The sequence below is a fragment of the Streptomyces aurantiogriseus genome (genome assembly GCF_014649375.1).
GTDB classification, from domain to species: Bacteria; Actinomycetota; Actinomycetes; order Streptomycetales; family Streptomycetaceae; genus Streptomyces; species Streptomyces aurantiogriseus.
Map to the genome: position 1 here is coordinate 65,035 of NZ_BMSX01000023.1, position 15,017 is coordinate 80,051.

The following is a 15,017-nucleotide window of genomic DNA, read 5'->3' on the forward strand; positions in this document are numbered from 1 at the left end:
CTTTCGAGGTTGTGTGTGGACGAACTACGCCGGTCCCGGCCGGACGCCGCCGGTGCGACCGGCCGCGGAAAGCGCGGCTAGGGAATGAGCACCGGCTTGACCACCCGGCCGGAGGCGGCCGCTTCGGCGGCGGCGTTGATCTCATGCAGGGGGAAGCGCTCGACGAGCTTGTCGAACGGGAACAGTCCGGACTGCCACCACTCGATCATCTGCGGGACGAAGACACCGGGGACTGCGTCTCCTTCGAGGACTCCGATCAGTCGGCGCCCGAAGACGATCTGCTGGGCGGGGATGCGCAGTTCCTCCCCCGGGGCGGCCAGAGCACAGGTGCCGCCCTGGCCCAACGCGTCGACAGCCGTGGCGACGACGGCCGACCTGCCGGTGGTGTCGAAGGCGAAGTCAGCGCCACCGGTGATGCTCTGGAGCTGCACGGACAGTTCGGGTGACGCTCCGTCGACCGCGTGCGTGGCACCCAGCGTCAGCGCCAGCTCGCGCCGCTCCGGCACGACATCGACGGCCACGATCGCGCCCGCGCCGCAGATCCGGGCGGCCATCACCGCGGCGAGACCGACCGCACCCACCCCGAAGACCACGAGGGACTGACCGGGCCGGACCCCCAGCACGTTCACGACGGCACCGGCACCGGTCTGCAGGCCGCAACCGAGCGGGCCCAGGATGTCCAGGGGCAGGTCGGGGCTGACTTTCACCACGTTCTGGGCCGTCGCGACCGCGTAGTTCGCGAAGCTCGACTGCCCGAACCAGGTGTTGTTGACGGCCGCACCCGTGGCATCGGTCAGCGTGGCATGTGATCTGGACTCGGCTTGCCCGGAGTTCAGGTCGAACCAGGTCGTACAGAAGTACGGCCGTCCCGTACGGCACTTGGCACAGTGCCCGCAACTGTCGTAGCTCAGGATGACGGAGTCGCCGACCGCGACGTCGTCGACCTCCGCTCCTGTCGCCGCGACGGTTCCGGAGCCCTCATGGCCAAGGACGACGGGGTGTAGTTCCTGTCCGGCCGGGCCGCGCATCGCCAGGTCGGTGTGGCAGATGCCGACGCCGGCGATCCGCACCAGAACGTCACGCGGGCCGAGTGGGCCCAGCTTCAGCGCTTCCAGCGCGAACGGTTCGTTGACGCCACGGGTCACCGCGGCGTCGACCACGGGCGGTACGGATCCGGCCATGGCGACTCCTTTCCTTCGGTAGGTCAGCCGATGACGAACAGGCCGTCGGACAGGATCCGCTCGCCTCGTTGGTTGTCCACGACGAACCGGTGCTCGGGACCTCGGCCCGACACCGAGACGACGAGGTCGTCACCGGGGTACGACGGAGCCGAGAACCGGCCACCAAGGCTGTGGAAGGCGGCCGGGTCGCCGTCGGCGAACTCGTTCAGCAGCAGTCGGCCGACGATGCCGTAGACGCACATGCCGTGCAGAATCGGCCGGGGGAAGCCCGCCCTGCGCGCGTAGGCCGGGTCCGAGTGCAGCGGGTTGGCATCACCGGTGAGCCGGTAGAGCAGCGCCTGGTCGAGGCGCGTGCTGGTCTTCAGGGTGCGGTCCAGCTCGGCCTCGGGCACCGGACTTCCGGCGCCGGGCCCCCGCTCGCCGCCCCAGCCGCCGTAGCCGCGGAAGAACAGGGTCTGGCGGCAGGTGACGTAGCGCTCACCGGAGACCGCGTCGGAGGTGACCGACTCGGTTTCCACTACGGCGGCCTTGCCCTTGTCCCACACCGCGCTGACCCGCCCGGACGTGACCACGTCGCCCGCCGCCGGCAACTCACGGTGCTGCTCCACCTCCTGGGCACCGTGCAGCATGCGCGAAAGATCCACGTCGTCCAGTTCCCTCAACAGGCCGCCGACTCCGACCCTGCCACCGTCGATGACACCGAAGGTGGGCAGGACGCGCTGGGTGATCCCGGCACTGTTCTCGGTGGTGAACTGCAGCTCCTGCTCGGGGTCGGCGCCGCCCGCGCCCACCGCCAGTGCGTACAGCCGGGTATCCCGGCTGGTCCAGCTCGTCTCGGCGAGACCCAACTGCCGTCCGATGAGGTCGTCGTTGATCGGCATGGGTCAGCTCCCCACCGTCTGCTGCGGGATACCGGGGATGAATCCCGGATCGTGGTGGTCGGGCCAGCCGCGCAGTGCCTGCGCCACCGAGTCGATCGTCCAGTCCGCGTCGGCGACGGCGGACTCGGCGGGCGTCCAGCCCGTGTAGCGGTGGATCTGGCGTCCGAACACGCCGTACACCTGCGCGTTGGAGGTGCATTCCGGGCTGAGCAGCCAGGCGACGAGGGGCGAGACATGGGCCGGCGCCAGCGAGTCGTCCGGCTCTTCGACCTCCTCACCGCCGCCGATACTGCCCGCGGTCAGCCGTGTCATGGCCACGGGTGAGATCGCGTTGACGCGGACGCCGTAGCGTTCAAGTTCGCGGGAGGCGGAGATCGTCATGAGGGCGATGGCCGCCTTGGCAGCCCCGTAGTTGACCTGTCCCACATTGCCGTGGAGTCCGGAGATGGCGGTCGTGGTGACCACCGAGGCGTTGACCTTCTCACCGGCCTTGTACCGACCGCGCCAATGCTCGGCGGCGCGCCGAAGGATGTAGAAGGTGCCGTACTGGTGGACCTTGATGACGTCGTCCCACTCGGCCTCGGACATGTTGACCAGCATCCGGTCCCGCAGGAATCCCGCGTTGCACACGACCCCGTCGAGCCGGCCGAAGGAGGCGAGCGCCGTCTCGACGATCTTGTTCGCCGAGTCCCACGTCGTCACCGAGTGCGAGTCTGCGACCGCATGGCCGCCGAGCGCCTGGATCTCGTCCACGACGTCGTGCGCGGGTCCCCGGCCGCCCTCGGTGAGGTCGTTGACAACCACCGAGGCTCCGGCACGGGCGAGCAGGAGCGCGTGCTCCCGGCCGAGCCCTCGCCCGGAGCCGGTCACGACGATGACCCGGCCTTCCAAACTGCTGGACATAGGTTGCCTCACGCCTCTCACTCCAGGTCGAGCTGGACGGGCAGGTGCTTGACGGTGTCGCAGTCGTCCACACCCGAGGACATTCGCCTGCGGCGATGCCATGCGGCGGCCGTCTCGATCACACCGCTTTCCCAGAATTGAATACTAGAATCCAACTCTGGTCAACAACCTCCACCACATGTCAGTATCAGAGCGAGGTTCTAAAACTGGGCCAACTGTCGACGTGATCCGGAGGGCGCCGTGCCCAAGACCAAATTCCTGCCCAAACCCACTCCCGAGACACAGCCGTTCTGGGACGCCGCCGCGCGGGGCGAACTCCACATCCAGCGTTGCGCCACCACCGGAAGGTTCTTCTTCCATCCCCGGCCCTGTTCGCCTTTCGTCTTCGACGGCGAGGTGGAATGGGTCAAGGTGTCTGGTGACGCCACGCTGCACTCGTACAACATCAACCACCGCCCGGCCTGGGGCTTCGAGGACGAGACGCCGTACGCGATCGCCGTCGTCGAGCTCGCCGAGGGGCCGCGGATGATGACGAACATCGTCGGCATCGACAACACCCCCGAGAACCTGGTCCTGGACATGCCGCTGAAGGTCGGGTTCCAGGACCGCGACGGCGTGGTCGTGCCCGTGTTCGCTCCGGCGGAGGTGACCGCGTGAAGCCCGGTTCGATCGCGATCGTCGGAGCCGCCGAGACCGACCGTGTCGGCGTCCTGCCCGAGCACTCCGCGCTCAACCTCAACGTCGAGGCGGCCCGCAACGCCCTGCACGACGCCGGGCTCACGCCGGCCGACATCGACGGGATCGCAGGCACCGGGTTCTCGCCCGGCGAGGTCGCCGAGGCGCTCGGCATCCGTACCCGATGGGTCGACTCCACCAGCGTCGGCGGCTGCTCCTACTTCCTGCACGTCCGCCACGCGGCCGCCGCCATCACCGCCGGCATGGCCTCGGCCGTGCTCATCACGCACGGCGAGTCTGGCCGCTCCCGCGTGGGCGAACCAGGGCTGAACTTCTCCCCCAGCAGCGGCATGGGCCAGTTCGAAATGCCCTATGGGACCGCCGGCTTCGTCACCATGTTCACCGTGCCCGCCCTGCGGTTCATGAAGGAGTTCGGCGTCACCCACGAACAACTGGCCGGCGTCGCGGTCGCACAGCGGAAGTGGGCCCATCCCAACGAACGGGCGTTCCGCCGCGACCTCATCACCGTCGAGGACGTGCTCGCGTCGAAGACGATCGCGTACCCCTTCCACCAGGCCGAGTGCTGCGTGGTGACCGACGGCGGCGGCGCCCTCATCGTGACCTCCGCCGAGCGGGCCGCCGACCTGCCGTCACGGCCGGTATACATCCTCGGCACCGGCGAGAGCACGACGCACTCGATGGTGTCGCAGATGGAGGACTTCACCTCCTCCCGGGCCTTCCGCGACTCCAGCGCCGACGCGTTCCGCGAGGCCGGCGTCGGCCCCGCCGACATCGACCACCTGATGGTCTACGACGCGTTCGCCCACGTCCCCCTGTACGGACTGCAGGACCTGGGCTTCGTCAAGCCCGGCGAGGCGGCGGCGTTCGTCGCCGAGGGCAACACCGAACCGGGTGGCGTCCTGCCCATGAACACCAACGGTGGCGGTCTGTCGTACACGCACACCGGTATGTACGGGATGTTCGCCATACAGGAGGCGGTACGGCAGGTGCGGGGCACCGCCGCCGTGCCCGTTCCGGACGTTGAGCTGAGCTTCGCCCAGGGTGTGGGGGGCATGTTCTCCACCGCGGCCTCGCTGGTGCTGGCGGCCGAACGTCCCTGACACGCCTGAGGGAGCACGGCTGACGCGGTGCCGGTCATACCGACCGGCACCGCGTCGTGTCGTGGGCCGCCCGCCATCAGGCGAAAGGACCGCCCGGCCGGTCGTGGTCGTCTCAGCTCTGCGCGGAGGTCTCGACGGCCGCCTCGTCGGCGCGGAGCCGACGCAGGATGGCGTACTTGCGTTTTCCCGGCAGGAGAAAGGCCACGGCCAATCCGACGACCGCGACCCAGAACGCCGTGAGGAAGAGGTTGTTGAAGGCCTCCTGGGCGGTGCGGGCCGGCACGCCCTCCCCGGTCGCGTTGCCCACCTGGGCCACCAGCAACGCACCGAACACCGCCGCGCCCGCCGCTGCCGAGAACTGTCCCGTGAGATTGGTGATGGCGCTGCCCTGCGCGACGTACCGCTGGGGCAGGCTGTTCATCGAAGCGACGGTGACCGGCATGTTGGCGAGTCCGATGCCGCAACCCTGGAGCACGAGGGCGAGCGCGATCTCCCACGTGGGGGTGTCGGTGCGCAGAGTCGCGAACATCCACATGCTGACCACGATGGCGACAAGCCCCCAGATCACCGGTGTTCGGGCGCCCACCCGGTCGGTCAGCCGGCCTCCGAGCGGGCCGGTGAGTGCGACACCGATGGCGGCCGGCGCGAGGAGCAGTCCCACGTACTGAGCGTCGAAGCCGCGCACCGTCTGCAGTTCCACGGCCAGGAAGTTCACGCGCGCGTACTGCGCCACGTTGATGAACGCGGTCAGCGCCACTGTGAGGTTGAAGGTCCAGTTCCCGAACATCCGGAAGTCGATGATCGGATCGCTGACCTTGAGTGACCGCACGACGAGCCAGAGGGACAACACGACCACGGCTGCGGCCATGGCCCAGAGGATCGGGGATGTGCTGCCCAGGGCGGGGGCCTGGCGGACCGCGAACACGGCAAGAACCGCGGCTGAGGAGGCCATGGCCCAGCCGAGCGCGTCGAACCGGCGGCGCTGCCGGTAGCCGGACGACGGCAGCAGCGCGAGTGCGAAGACCAACGCCAGGACTGCCAGCACCACGAAGACCACGAAGATCGCCCGCCAGCCGACGGAGGTGACCAGCCAGCCGCCCACAACCGGCCCCGCGGCCGGTGCTCCCGCGGTGCCGATGCCCCACAAGCCCATGGCCGTGCCCCGCTTGTCCGGTGGGAAGGCCTCCAGGACGATCGTCATGCCGACGGGAATCAGCGCTCCCCCGCCCGTCCCCTGGACGAAACGGCCCGCGACCAGGAGCGGCATGTCGGGTGCCCAGGCGCACAGGAGCGAGCCGATGCCGAAGATCACGACGCAGGCCGAGTAGACGGTCTTCCGGCCGAAGCGGTCAGCGAGCCAACCCGTGGCTGGCAGCCCGAAGACGACGCCGACGAGGAATGCCGTGGCGACCCAGTCGACGTCGATGCTCCCGCCCAGATCGGCCTCGATGTCCGGCAACGCCACGCTGATCACCGTGATGTTGAGAATCGCGCAGTAGCCGCCGACGAGGACGACCCACAGGGCCACCCAAGCGGACTTGGGAGTGCGGGCTGGGCTCGGTTCCGACACAGGACACCCCACCGTCGAAGCGCATGTTGGCAATTGGCCGGACCACGACGGCCTGCCCCAACAGTAGAACACCATACTAGAATGTTGCTCTGGAGTCGGCGTGTGTGCCGAACCCCACCGCAACCGCCCTGGTCACCTTCCGGCACGACTAAACTCCCGGTCTGGGCGACAAACCCTCGGTTGACGTCAGATGCAGAGACTGGGCAGAGGAAGCACCATGAGCGACAACACCGCCGCTCGGCGCCGGGGCCCGTACGCCACCACACCGGCCCGGCGGGCCCAGATCGTCCGCGCCGCCCTCGCGAGCTTCGCCGAGCACGGGTTCGAGCGGGCCTCGCTGCGCGACATCGCCGCACGCGCGGGCATGACGCACGCCGCGCTGCTGCGCCACTTCTCCGGCAAGGAGGAGCTTCTCCTCACCGCCCTCGCCCAGCGGGATGAGCGTGACGAGGAACAAGCCGACCGGATCCTCGCGTCAGGGACCGCCGGCTCCGCGGTACTCGGCGAGATCCTGGCCGACGAGTTCGCGGACACCGACTATCTGCGCAGCTGGCTCGCCCTCGCCGTCGCGGCGACCAACCCCGCCCACCCCGCGCACGACTACTTCACCCGACGGAGCGAGCGGTTGCGCGTGCGGTTGCGCGGCGGATCCCTGCGCACGCCGCACGGCGGTCCGGAACTGACCGCCGACGACAGAGCGGTCATGGTGCTGGCCATGATGGACGGACTGCGACTCCAGGCCCTCCTCGACCCTTCGAACAATCCGCTGCGACTGCTGGAGCCCTTCATGCGCGCGGTCGTCATCCCGCCGGAGAGCGAATAGCCCGCCACCGCCGACCGTCACGACAGGGGCTCCGGTGCGCACGGCCGCCTCTCGAACGGGAACGACGGCCGACGGAGTGCGAACCCTGCCCGGCGGTCCCGGTCCGCGCCAGAGCCTTCAGGGCCGGCTTTCGGCCTGCCCTCGTGAACCGTCGGAAGGAAGCGACGCCACAGCGCGAGCGATCTCCTGACGAAGCCGGTCCATACCGAAGTCGCCGCCGAGCACCATGCGCCGCAGCTGCGGCATGGCGACGCTCCAGCTCGCCAGGGCGAGGGTGAAGAACACGCGCGTACGGGCGTCGGGGTCGGGTTCGCCGACCTGCGCGGCGGTCACCTTGTCGCCGTAGTGCGCGGTGCGCTCCTCCTCCGCGGGGACCGGCCCGTCGCCGATCTCCAGGGCCTCCCACATCACCAGGCGAAGAGCCTCGGGGTGGGCTCGGTGGTACTCGAAGAGCCGTTCGGCATAGGCGGGCAGGTCCTCCGACGGGGGGACGGCCTCGGCCAGTTCGGCGAGGCGACGCTCCAGGACGACGGCGAAGAGCCTGCTCTTGTCACCGAAGTAGTCGTAGATCGCACGTTTGTTGGCCTTGGCCGCGGCGGCGATGCGGTCGACGCGGGCGCCCGCGACGCCGTGAGCCGCGAACTCGGCGGTCGCCGCCGTGATGATGCGCTCTTTCGTCGCCGCGGAGTCATATGCCATGCGCCCATGGTAACGAACCAGTTCGTTTGACCCTCGCGCGGCGCCGTGCCACGCTGGTCCCGAAAATCGAACCATCTAGTTCGTTCGCTTATCTCGCGGACGGAGCGTCGTCGAAAGGAGTGCACGTCCGCATGTCCCAGACCACACCACCCGCGGCCCCCGCGCCGGCGGTCCTCGGCCGCGGGCTCCCCCTCCTCATGGCGCTGGCCTGCGGTGTCACAGTGGCCAACGCCTACTTCCCGCAGGCCATCACGCCCCTCATCGCACAGAGTCTCGACGTCTCCGACGGCACGGCCACCACCCTCGCGACACTGACCCAGCTCGGCTACGCCGTCGGGATCTTCCTGCTGGTCCCGCTCGGGGACCGCCTCCCCCGCCGGCCACTGATCACCGTGCTGCTGGCGGTGACCAGCCTGGCGCTGCTGACCGCGGGGCTCGCTCCCGGGACCGGTCTGCTGCTCGCCGCCGGGACGCTGGTCGGACTCGCCACCGTGGTGCCGCAGATCCTCCTCCCCATGGCGGCCGGGCTCGTCGCGCCCGAGCGGCGCGGCAGCGTGATCGGCACCCTCCAGGCCGGGCTGATCGGCGGCATCCTGCTGGCCCGCGCCTTCGGCGGGGTTCTCGGCGAGCACCTGGGCTGGCGTGCCCCGTATCTGGTCGCCGCCGTGCTCACCGCGCTGCTCGCCGTGGTGCTCGGCGCCGCCCTGCCCACCACCGTCCCGGCAGTCCGCGACGGCTATCCAGCGCTCCTGGCGGACACCCTGCGCATGCTGCGTACGGAGAGGGAGCTGCGCCGGTCCGTGCTCTTCCAGGTCACCGTCTTCGGAGGGTTCAGCGCCGCCTGGACCGCGGTCGCGCTGTTGGTCACCGGACCGCGCTACGGCATGGGCACTCAGGCCGTGGGCGTGCTCGCCCTGGTCGGCGCGGGCAGCTTGTTCCTCGCTCCCTCCGCCGGGAAGTGGGTGGACCGGTACGGCCCCGACCGCGTCAACCTCTGGTGTGTCGTGGCCGGGCTCGCCGCGGCGGGGGTGCTGGCGGCAGGCGCGCTCGGCGGTGTCGTCGGGATCGTGGCTCTGGCCGCCGGGCTGCTGCTGATCGACGTGGCGGTGCAGTGCGGCCAGGTCGCCAACCAGGCCCGGATCTTCGCCCTGCGCCCGGAGATCCACAGCCGGCTCAACACGGGGTACATGACCTGCTCGTTCCTCGGCGCGAGCGCCGGGTCCTGGCTCGGCACCCGCGCCTACACGCACTTCGGCTGGTGGGCGGTCTGCGCGCTCATCGCACTCGCCGTGGCGTCGGCCCTGGTGACGTACGTGGCCGGGGGCGGCGGGCGCCGTATCACCGGGGCCGGTGAGGAAACCGCCGAGGAGAACGCCATCGAGTCGGCGCCGCCGGCCCGGTCCCGGTGAGCGCAGTGGCCTCAGCCTCCCCCATCCGTACGACTCTCCTGTCCGCCACCGCATCCCTCTCGAAGGAACCGATCATGTCCGGCCCCGTCATGCCCCCGGCCGTACTGCGGTTCTTCCAGGCCTCGCAGAACCGCGACGCCGAGGCCTGGAGCGGCGCCTTCGCCGAGGACGCGTTCTTCCACGACCCGGTCGGCACGCCGCCCCTCGAAGGCCGCGCCGCCGTGCGCGACCTCGTCGTCTCCGTCATCACGGGCTTCAGCCCCTTCCTCGGGCTGACTCCCACCGAGGCACACATCGCCGGTGACAGCGTCGCCGTCACCTGGCACGGTGCCGCCATCACCCGGGACCGCAGACCGGTCAACTGGTCGGGCATCAGCGTCTTCGAACTCGACGACACCGGCCGCATCCGCGAGGCCAGGGCCTACTTCGACCGCGCCGCCTTCCAGGCCCAGGTCGACGGCGGCTGACCTTCATCCGAACCGCAAACCCGTCCCCCACCACCATCCGAGGACACCCGATGAACGACATCGCCCCCACCCCGCTCGCCGACCGCACCGCGCTGATCACCGGAGGTTCCGGCGGCATCGGAACAGCCGTCGCCCTGCGTCTCGCGGACGCCGGAGCCCGTATCGCTCTCGTCTACGGCAGCCACGGCGAGGACGCCGAGGACACCGCCACGCGGATCAACGCACTCCACGGCTCCGGCCGCGCGGTCACCCTCCAGGCGGACCTGTCCGAGGCGACGGCCGCCGCCGAGCTGGTCGACCGGACCTCCCGCGCACTCGGCCCCGTCGACCTCCTCATCGCGGGAGCGGGCATCGGAAAGCAGCTGGCCTGGACCGACATCGACGTCGACACCTGGGACGCCACCATGGCGGTCAACGTGCGCGCGCCCTTCCTCATGGCCCAGGCCGCCCTTCCCGGCATGGTCGAACGCGGCTGGGGCCGGGTCCTGTTCGTCTCGTCGATCGCGGCCCTCAACGGCGGCATCATCGGCCCGCACTACGCCGCCAGCAAGGCGGCCCTGCACGGGCTGACCCATTCCCTGGCGGCCGGTGTCGCCGCCTCCGGCGTCACGGTCAACGCGCTCGCTCCCGCGCTCGTCGGAGGCACGCGGATCCTGCCCGCCGACGCCGGTGAGGGCGGGAAACTGCCCGCGCCCATCCCGGTGGGACGCCTCGGCACACCGGACGAGGTCGCAGCCATGGCCACCTCGATGGTCACCAACGGCTACCTGACGAACAAGGTGATCACGCTCGACGGCGGCCTGTACCCCCGCTGAGCCCGGAGATCTCCTCCGCGTACCGTTGTCCCCACACTTCGAACGATCGTATGCTGATCACCCTGATCGCTCAAATGAACATCCAGGGTGGGAACCAACATGCGTGAGCCGGTCGATGTCAGGCGCCAGCGGATCCTGGCCGCCGTGCAGGAGCGCGGGGTCGCGCGGGTCCGGGATCTCGCCGCCGAGCTGCAGGTGTCGGGGGTGACGATCCGCCGGGACATCGAGGAGCTGGCCCAGGAGGGCAAGCTGCGGCGCGGGCACGGGGTGGTGAGTTCGCCGCTGTCGGCGCAGGAGGCACAGCAGGCAGCGGAGGGCGGCGTCCGGGACGGTGACACCGTGGCCGTGGTGGTGCCGGAACGCCACTCGTACCTCAACGAGGCCCTCCACAAGGCCCGCACTGTGTTCGACGCCGCCGGCGTCCGTGTCGCCCTGCACATCGCCCCACCCGGCCCGGACGCCGAACGCCCCCAGGTGGAGCGGGCGCTGGCGGAGGGAGCGTGCGGTGTGCTGCTCGCACCTCGGTGGCGCAGCCCGGACGCCGAGGAAGCCGACTACGCCTGGCTGGCCGCCCTGGAGGTACCAGCCGCCCTGATGGAGCGCCGACCGCCCCGAGGCAGTGCGCTGCACGCCCTGGACTCGGTCTGCTCGGACCACTGGTACGGCGCCCAGCTCGCCGTCGAGCACCTCGTACGGCTGGGCCACCGGCGGCTGGTGTTCGCGACCCGCGACGACAGCCCGACCGCGCGCACCCTGCGCGCCGCCCTGTCGGAGATCGCCGAGGCGCACCCGCTGGTGGAGAAGTGGGCCTGGACGCTGAGCTCGTCGCGCGCCGGCACGGACCGGGAGCCCTCCGACGTGGCGGACCTGACGGAGGTGCTGCGCGAGGTCGAGGCGACGGGCGCCGTCCTGCACGGCGACGTGGAGGCTCTGATGCTGGTGCAGCAGCTCGCCGAGAACGGGGTGCGGGTGCCGGAGAGCTGCTCGGTCGTCGCCTACGACGACGTGGTCGCAGGCCTCGGTACCCCGCCCCTGACAGCCGTCTCACCCCCCAAGGGTGCGGTCGGCCGGCTCGCCGCCCAGTTGCTCCTGCGCCGTATCGAGGACGCGGGCAAGGCGGACGCCCAGCCGGTTCAGCGCGTCGAGCTGCTGCCGAGACTCATAGTACGGGGCTCGACACGAGCTATCGCGTGAGCGTTTGAACGTTTGAGTTATTTCTGATCGACATCTTGACTGTTTGGACGCAGGGCATCAGGATTTCCGGGAATCGAACAAGGCACAGCGGCTCATCGGCCGCCTCGCGCCCGACGCTCCCGCCTTCCCGGTTACTGCCCCTGTGGTCCTCGTGGGCCGTCAACCAGCCGTTCTCATTGCCTCGTTGAGGAGTTCCCGCACTCTGATGACCGACTCCAAGCGCCGCCCCAGGGCTGCCCTCGCCATGTCCCAGGACGCGGCCACCGTCCTCTTCTCCCCCGAGAGTCTCGCCCGGCTCGACGCCGTCTGCGACCTCGCCCCGCTCCCCGTCCTGGACGACCTCGGCACCCCCCGGGCCCGTGAGATCCTCGCCGAGGTCGACCTGCTGGTCACCGGTTGGCGCTGCCCGCCGCTGGACGCGGACGTCCTCGCGGGGGCACCCCGGCTGCGCGCGGTGGTGCACGCCGCGGGCAGCGTGCGCGGGCACATCACCGAGGCCTGCTGGGAACGCGGCATCGAGGTGTCCTCGGCCGCGGTCCCCAACGCCCTGCCGGTCGCCGAGTACACCCTCGCCATGATCCTGCTCACCGGAAAACAGACTCTCGAACGCGCCCGCGTCCTCCGCGCCACCCGAACCCTCGAACGCCTGGCGCTGATTCCGCGCACCATCGGCAACCACCACCGCACCGTCGGCATCCTGTCCGCCTCGCTCATCGGCCGCCGGGTCATCGAACTCCTGCGTGAGCACGACATCGAGGTCCTCCTCCACGACCCGTTCGTCACCGACGCCGAGGCGGGCGAACTCGGCGCCACAGGAGTCGAGTTGACGGAGCTGTTCACCCGCAGCGACACCGTCAGCGTGCACACCCCGCTGCTGCCCGCCACCCGCGGACTGGTCAGCCGCTCCCTGATCGAGTCGATGCGTCCGGGCGCCGTACTGATCAACACGGCCCGGGGCGCGGTCATCGACCAGGACGCGCTCACCGACGCCGCCCGGGCCGGCCGCATCCGGGCCGTCCTCGACGTCACCGACCCCGAAATCCTGCCGCCCGAGCACCCGTTGTGGGACTGCGACAACGTTCTCATCACCCCCCACCTCGCCGGTTCGCAGGGCAACGAATGGGGGCGCCTGGCCGAACACGCCGTCGCCGAGATCGCCCGGTGGGCCTCCGGCTCCGGCTTCCTGCATCCCGTACGACGTGAGAGGCTGGCGTACTCGGCATGACCCTCGCCTTCCAACTCCCCCCGGAGGACCGGGAGTCGAGCCCGTACACCGGGTACACCCGAGCCCACTGGGAGGCGGTCGCCGACGGCCTGCTGGCCTCCGCCTGGCGCTGGAGCACTCCCGGCGGCGCCCTGCTGGACCTGCCCGGCCGCCCTTCCGCGGCGGGCGTGCGCTCCGACGGTCTGGAGGGCTTCGCCCGTACGTTCCTGGCCGCCGCGTTCCGGGTGGCGGGCGCCGGCGGCGGCGACCCGCACGGCTGGCTGGAGCGCTACGCGAGCGGCCTCGCCTCCGGCACTCGCACTCCCGGCCGCGACGACACCGAGTCCTGGCCGCTCATCCTCGACCACCTGGTCGCGGGTCAGCCCATGGTCGAGTCGGCGTCGATCGCGCTCGGCCTGCGGCTGACCGCGCCGTGGCTGTGGAAGAACCTCGACGCCGGCGTACAGGACCGCACGGAGGAATGGCTGCGCGGCGCCCTGCGCCACACCCCCGCGCCCAACAACTGGTACCTCTTCCCCCACACCGTCGCCGGGTTCCTGGAGTCGGTGGGCCGCGGCGACGCCGAGACCGCCGCCGTACGGCAGCGCGCACGCGAACTGCTGGAGGGCTGGTACGTCGGCGACGGCTGGTACAGCGACGGCGACGGACGCGCCTTCGACCACTACAACGGCTGGGCCCTGCACCTGTACCCGGTTCTCGACGCCCACCTCGCGGCGGCGGACGCGGAGGCGTACGGCACCCGGCTGCGCGAGCACCTCGAAGGCTTCGGCCTGATGTTCGCCGCGGACGGTGCGCCCCTGTACTACGGCCGCTCACTGACGTACCGCTTCGCCGCCTCGGCGGCCGTCGGCCTGGGCGCCGTCACCGGCCACACCCCGCTGTCCCCGGGCGCCTCCCGCCGCCTGATCAGCGGCAGCCTGCGCCATTTCCTGGACCGGGGCGCCCTCACCGAGGACGGCTTGCTGCACCTGGGCTGGTACGGCCCGCACAAGGCGAGCCTGCAGACGTACTCCGGGCCCTCCTCCCCGTACTGGGCCTCGAAGGCGTTCGTCGCCCTGCTCGCCCCACCCGGCCATCCGCTGTGGACCGACCCCGAGGAGCCCGCCCCGGTCGAGACGGCCGACCGCGTCCTCGCGTTGCCCGCGCCGGGCCTGCTGATCCAGTCGACCCGCGCGGACGGGATCGTACGGCTGCACAACCACGGCAGTGACCACGTACGCCCCCACGACGGCGAAACGGCGACGGATGATCCGCTCTACGGACGGCAGGCGTACTCGACGCGCACCGGACCGACCGCGAGCGGGAACATCGCGGACAACCACCTGTCCGTCGAGGTCGGCGGGCGGGGCAGCGTACGGCGTCGCATCCATCCGCTGGGAGCGGGCGGCGGTGACGGCTGGGGCTGGGCCGCCTCCTGGCACCGGCCGGTCTTCACCGCGGGACCGCCCATGGTGCCCGGGCTGCGGGTGGAGAGTGTCACAGTCGCCAGGGGCCCGTACGAACTCCGCGTCCACCGGGTGATCGGCGCGCCGACCGACTCCCGTGTCACCCATACGGGGTGGGCCACCGGCCCCGATGATTCCGTCGTCTCGGCACTGCACGCTCTGCACGGCTGGGACGAAGGCTCCGAGTTGCTGCGCGCCCCGCAGGGCACGGCCCACGCCCGGTGGGCCCAGGTGCCCCGCCTCGCGGGGCAGGCCGGGGGCACCACGGTGCACGTCAGCCTGGCCGCCCTGACCGCCGAGCCGCTCCCGCTGGAGGAGGCCGTCACCGAACTCGTTGTCGAGCACGGTCGAGTCCAGGTGATCTGGGCGCTGGACGGGGCCCGATCGGTGATCGGCTTCGGACCGATGGCCGTGTCCTTGCTGGATTGACGGTCGCCCCGAACAGTCAGGGAGGGCCCCGCCGGCATGCGAAGGTCTCAAGCCCGCAGAGTTCCTGGCTGATGGGAGTGAGACGGGCCGCGTTCGCCCGTAGGGGCGGCGCGCTTCCGGCGCTTCCCTCGCAACGGCGTGGGGGCTGACGGCCGGCGCCGGTCCCGGTCTGGTCTCCGA

Annotated in this window: 14 protein-coding genes; 9 read left to right on the plus strand and 5 right to left on the minus strand. The window is 70.8% G+C overall.

Features of this window, described 5'->3' with window-relative positions:
• Positions 1 to 77: 77 nt before the first annotated feature.
• From IE263_RS37315 to IE263_RS37325, 3 genes are read right to left on the minus strand one after another with little or no spacing between them, the layout of a single operon-like run.
• Positions 78 to 1,181, minus strand: coding sequence for an NAD(P)-dependent alcohol dehydrogenase (locus IE263_RS37315; protein ID WP_189942512.1), 1,104 nt, complete (start codon positions 1,179 to 1,181; stop codon positions 78 to 80).
• Between the two features lie 23 nt (positions 1,182 to 1,204).
• Positions 1,205 to 2,062 carry a MaoC/PaaZ C-terminal domain-containing protein gene (locus IE263_RS37320; protein ID WP_189942513.1) on the minus strand — a complete coding sequence of 286 codons (858 nt, stop codon included), beginning with the start codon at positions 2,060 to 2,062 and terminating at the stop codon, positions 1,205 to 1,207.
• Positions 2,063 to 2,065: 3 nt separating this feature from the next.
• Complete coding sequence (locus IE263_RS37325; protein WP_189942514.1) at positions 2,066 to 2,965, minus strand: SDR family NAD(P)-dependent oxidoreductase; 900 nt, start codon at positions 2,963 to 2,965, stop codon at positions 2,066 to 2,068.
• A 240-nt stretch (positions 2,966 to 3,205) separates the two neighbouring features.
• Here IE263_RS37325 and IE263_RS37330 point away from each other — a divergent pair, with 240 nt between their 5' ends.
• Positions 3,206 to 3,622 carry a Zn-ribbon domain-containing OB-fold protein gene (locus IE263_RS37330; RefSeq protein ID WP_189942515.1) on the plus strand — a complete coding sequence of 139 codons (417 nt, stop codon included), beginning with the start codon at positions 3,206 to 3,208 and terminating at the stop codon, positions 3,620 to 3,622.
• Positions 3,619 to 4,761 (plus strand): thiolase C-terminal domain-containing protein, encoded by a 1,143-nt coding sequence (locus tag IE263_RS37335; RefSeq protein WP_189942516.1) that lies wholly within the window; start codon positions 3,619 to 3,621, stop codon positions 4,759 to 4,761. Before IE263_RS37330 ends, IE263_RS37335 begins: the two co-directional genes overlap by 4 nt.
• Positions 4,762 to 4,873: 112 nt before the next feature.
• Here IE263_RS37335 and IE263_RS37340 read toward each other — a convergent pair whose 3' ends face one another.
• Positions 4,874 to 6,289 (minus strand): DHA2 family efflux MFS transporter permease subunit, encoded by a 1,416-nt coding sequence (locus IE263_RS37340; protein WP_189942517.1) that lies wholly within the window; start codon positions 6,287 to 6,289, stop codon positions 4,874 to 4,876.
• A gap of 259 nt (positions 6,290 to 6,548) precedes the next feature.
• Here IE263_RS37340 and IE263_RS37345 point away from each other — a divergent pair, with 259 nt between their 5' ends.
• Positions 6,549 to 7,154: a TetR/AcrR family transcriptional regulator gene (locus tag IE263_RS37345; RefSeq protein ID WP_189942518.1), complete on the plus strand. Its 606-nt coding sequence runs from the start codon at positions 6,549 to 6,551 to the stop codon at positions 7,152 to 7,154.
• Positions 7,155 to 7,271: 117 nt separating this feature from the next.
• Here IE263_RS37345 and IE263_RS37350 read toward each other — a convergent pair whose 3' ends face one another.
• On the minus strand, positions 7,272 to 7,853 hold the full coding sequence (locus IE263_RS37350; RefSeq protein ID WP_189942519.1) for a TetR family transcriptional regulator: 582 nt from the start codon (positions 7,851 to 7,853) through the stop codon (positions 7,272 to 7,274).
• Positions 7,854 to 7,984: 131 nt separating this feature from the next.
• Here IE263_RS37350 and IE263_RS37355 point away from each other — a divergent pair, with 131 nt between their 5' ends.
• From IE263_RS37355 to IE263_RS37380, 6 genes are all read left to right on the plus strand, one after another.
• Positions 7,985 to 9,262: an MFS transporter gene (locus tag IE263_RS37355; protein ID WP_189942520.1), complete on the plus strand. Its 1,278-nt coding sequence runs from the start codon at positions 7,985 to 7,987 to the stop codon at positions 9,260 to 9,262.
• A 74-nt stretch (positions 9,263 to 9,336) separates the two neighbouring features.
• The gene (locus IE263_RS37360) at positions 9,337 to 9,729 is read left to right on the plus strand and encodes a nuclear transport factor 2 family protein (RefSeq protein ID WP_189942521.1); all 393 of its coding nucleotides are present in this window, start codon (positions 9,337 to 9,339) and stop codon (positions 9,727 to 9,729) included.
• Positions 9,730 to 9,779: 50 nt separating this feature from the next.
• Complete coding sequence (locus IE263_RS37365; protein WP_189942522.1) at positions 9,780 to 10,544, plus strand: SDR family NAD(P)-dependent oxidoreductase; 765 nt, start codon at positions 9,780 to 9,782, stop codon at positions 10,542 to 10,544.
• A 99-nt stretch (positions 10,545 to 10,643) separates the two neighbouring features.
• Positions 10,644 to 11,738, plus strand: a complete 1,095-nt coding sequence (locus IE263_RS37370; RefSeq protein WP_189942523.1) for a substrate-binding domain-containing protein — start codon at positions 10,644 to 10,646, stop codon at positions 11,736 to 11,738.
• Positions 11,739 to 11,943: 205 nt separating this feature from the next.
• Positions 11,944 to 12,963 carry a hydroxyacid dehydrogenase gene (locus IE263_RS37375; protein WP_189942524.1) on the plus strand — a complete coding sequence of 340 codons (1,020 nt, stop codon included), beginning with the start codon at positions 11,944 to 11,946 and terminating at the stop codon, positions 12,961 to 12,963.
• On the plus strand, positions 12,960 to 14,837 hold the full coding sequence (locus IE263_RS37380) for a DUF2264 domain-containing protein (RefSeq protein ID WP_189942525.1): 1,878 nt from the start codon (positions 12,960 to 12,962) through the stop codon (positions 14,835 to 14,837). The genes IE263_RS37375 and IE263_RS37380 overlap by 4 nt, the downstream gene beginning before the upstream one ends.
• The last annotated feature ends 180 nt before the right edge of the window (positions 14,838 to 15,017 follow it).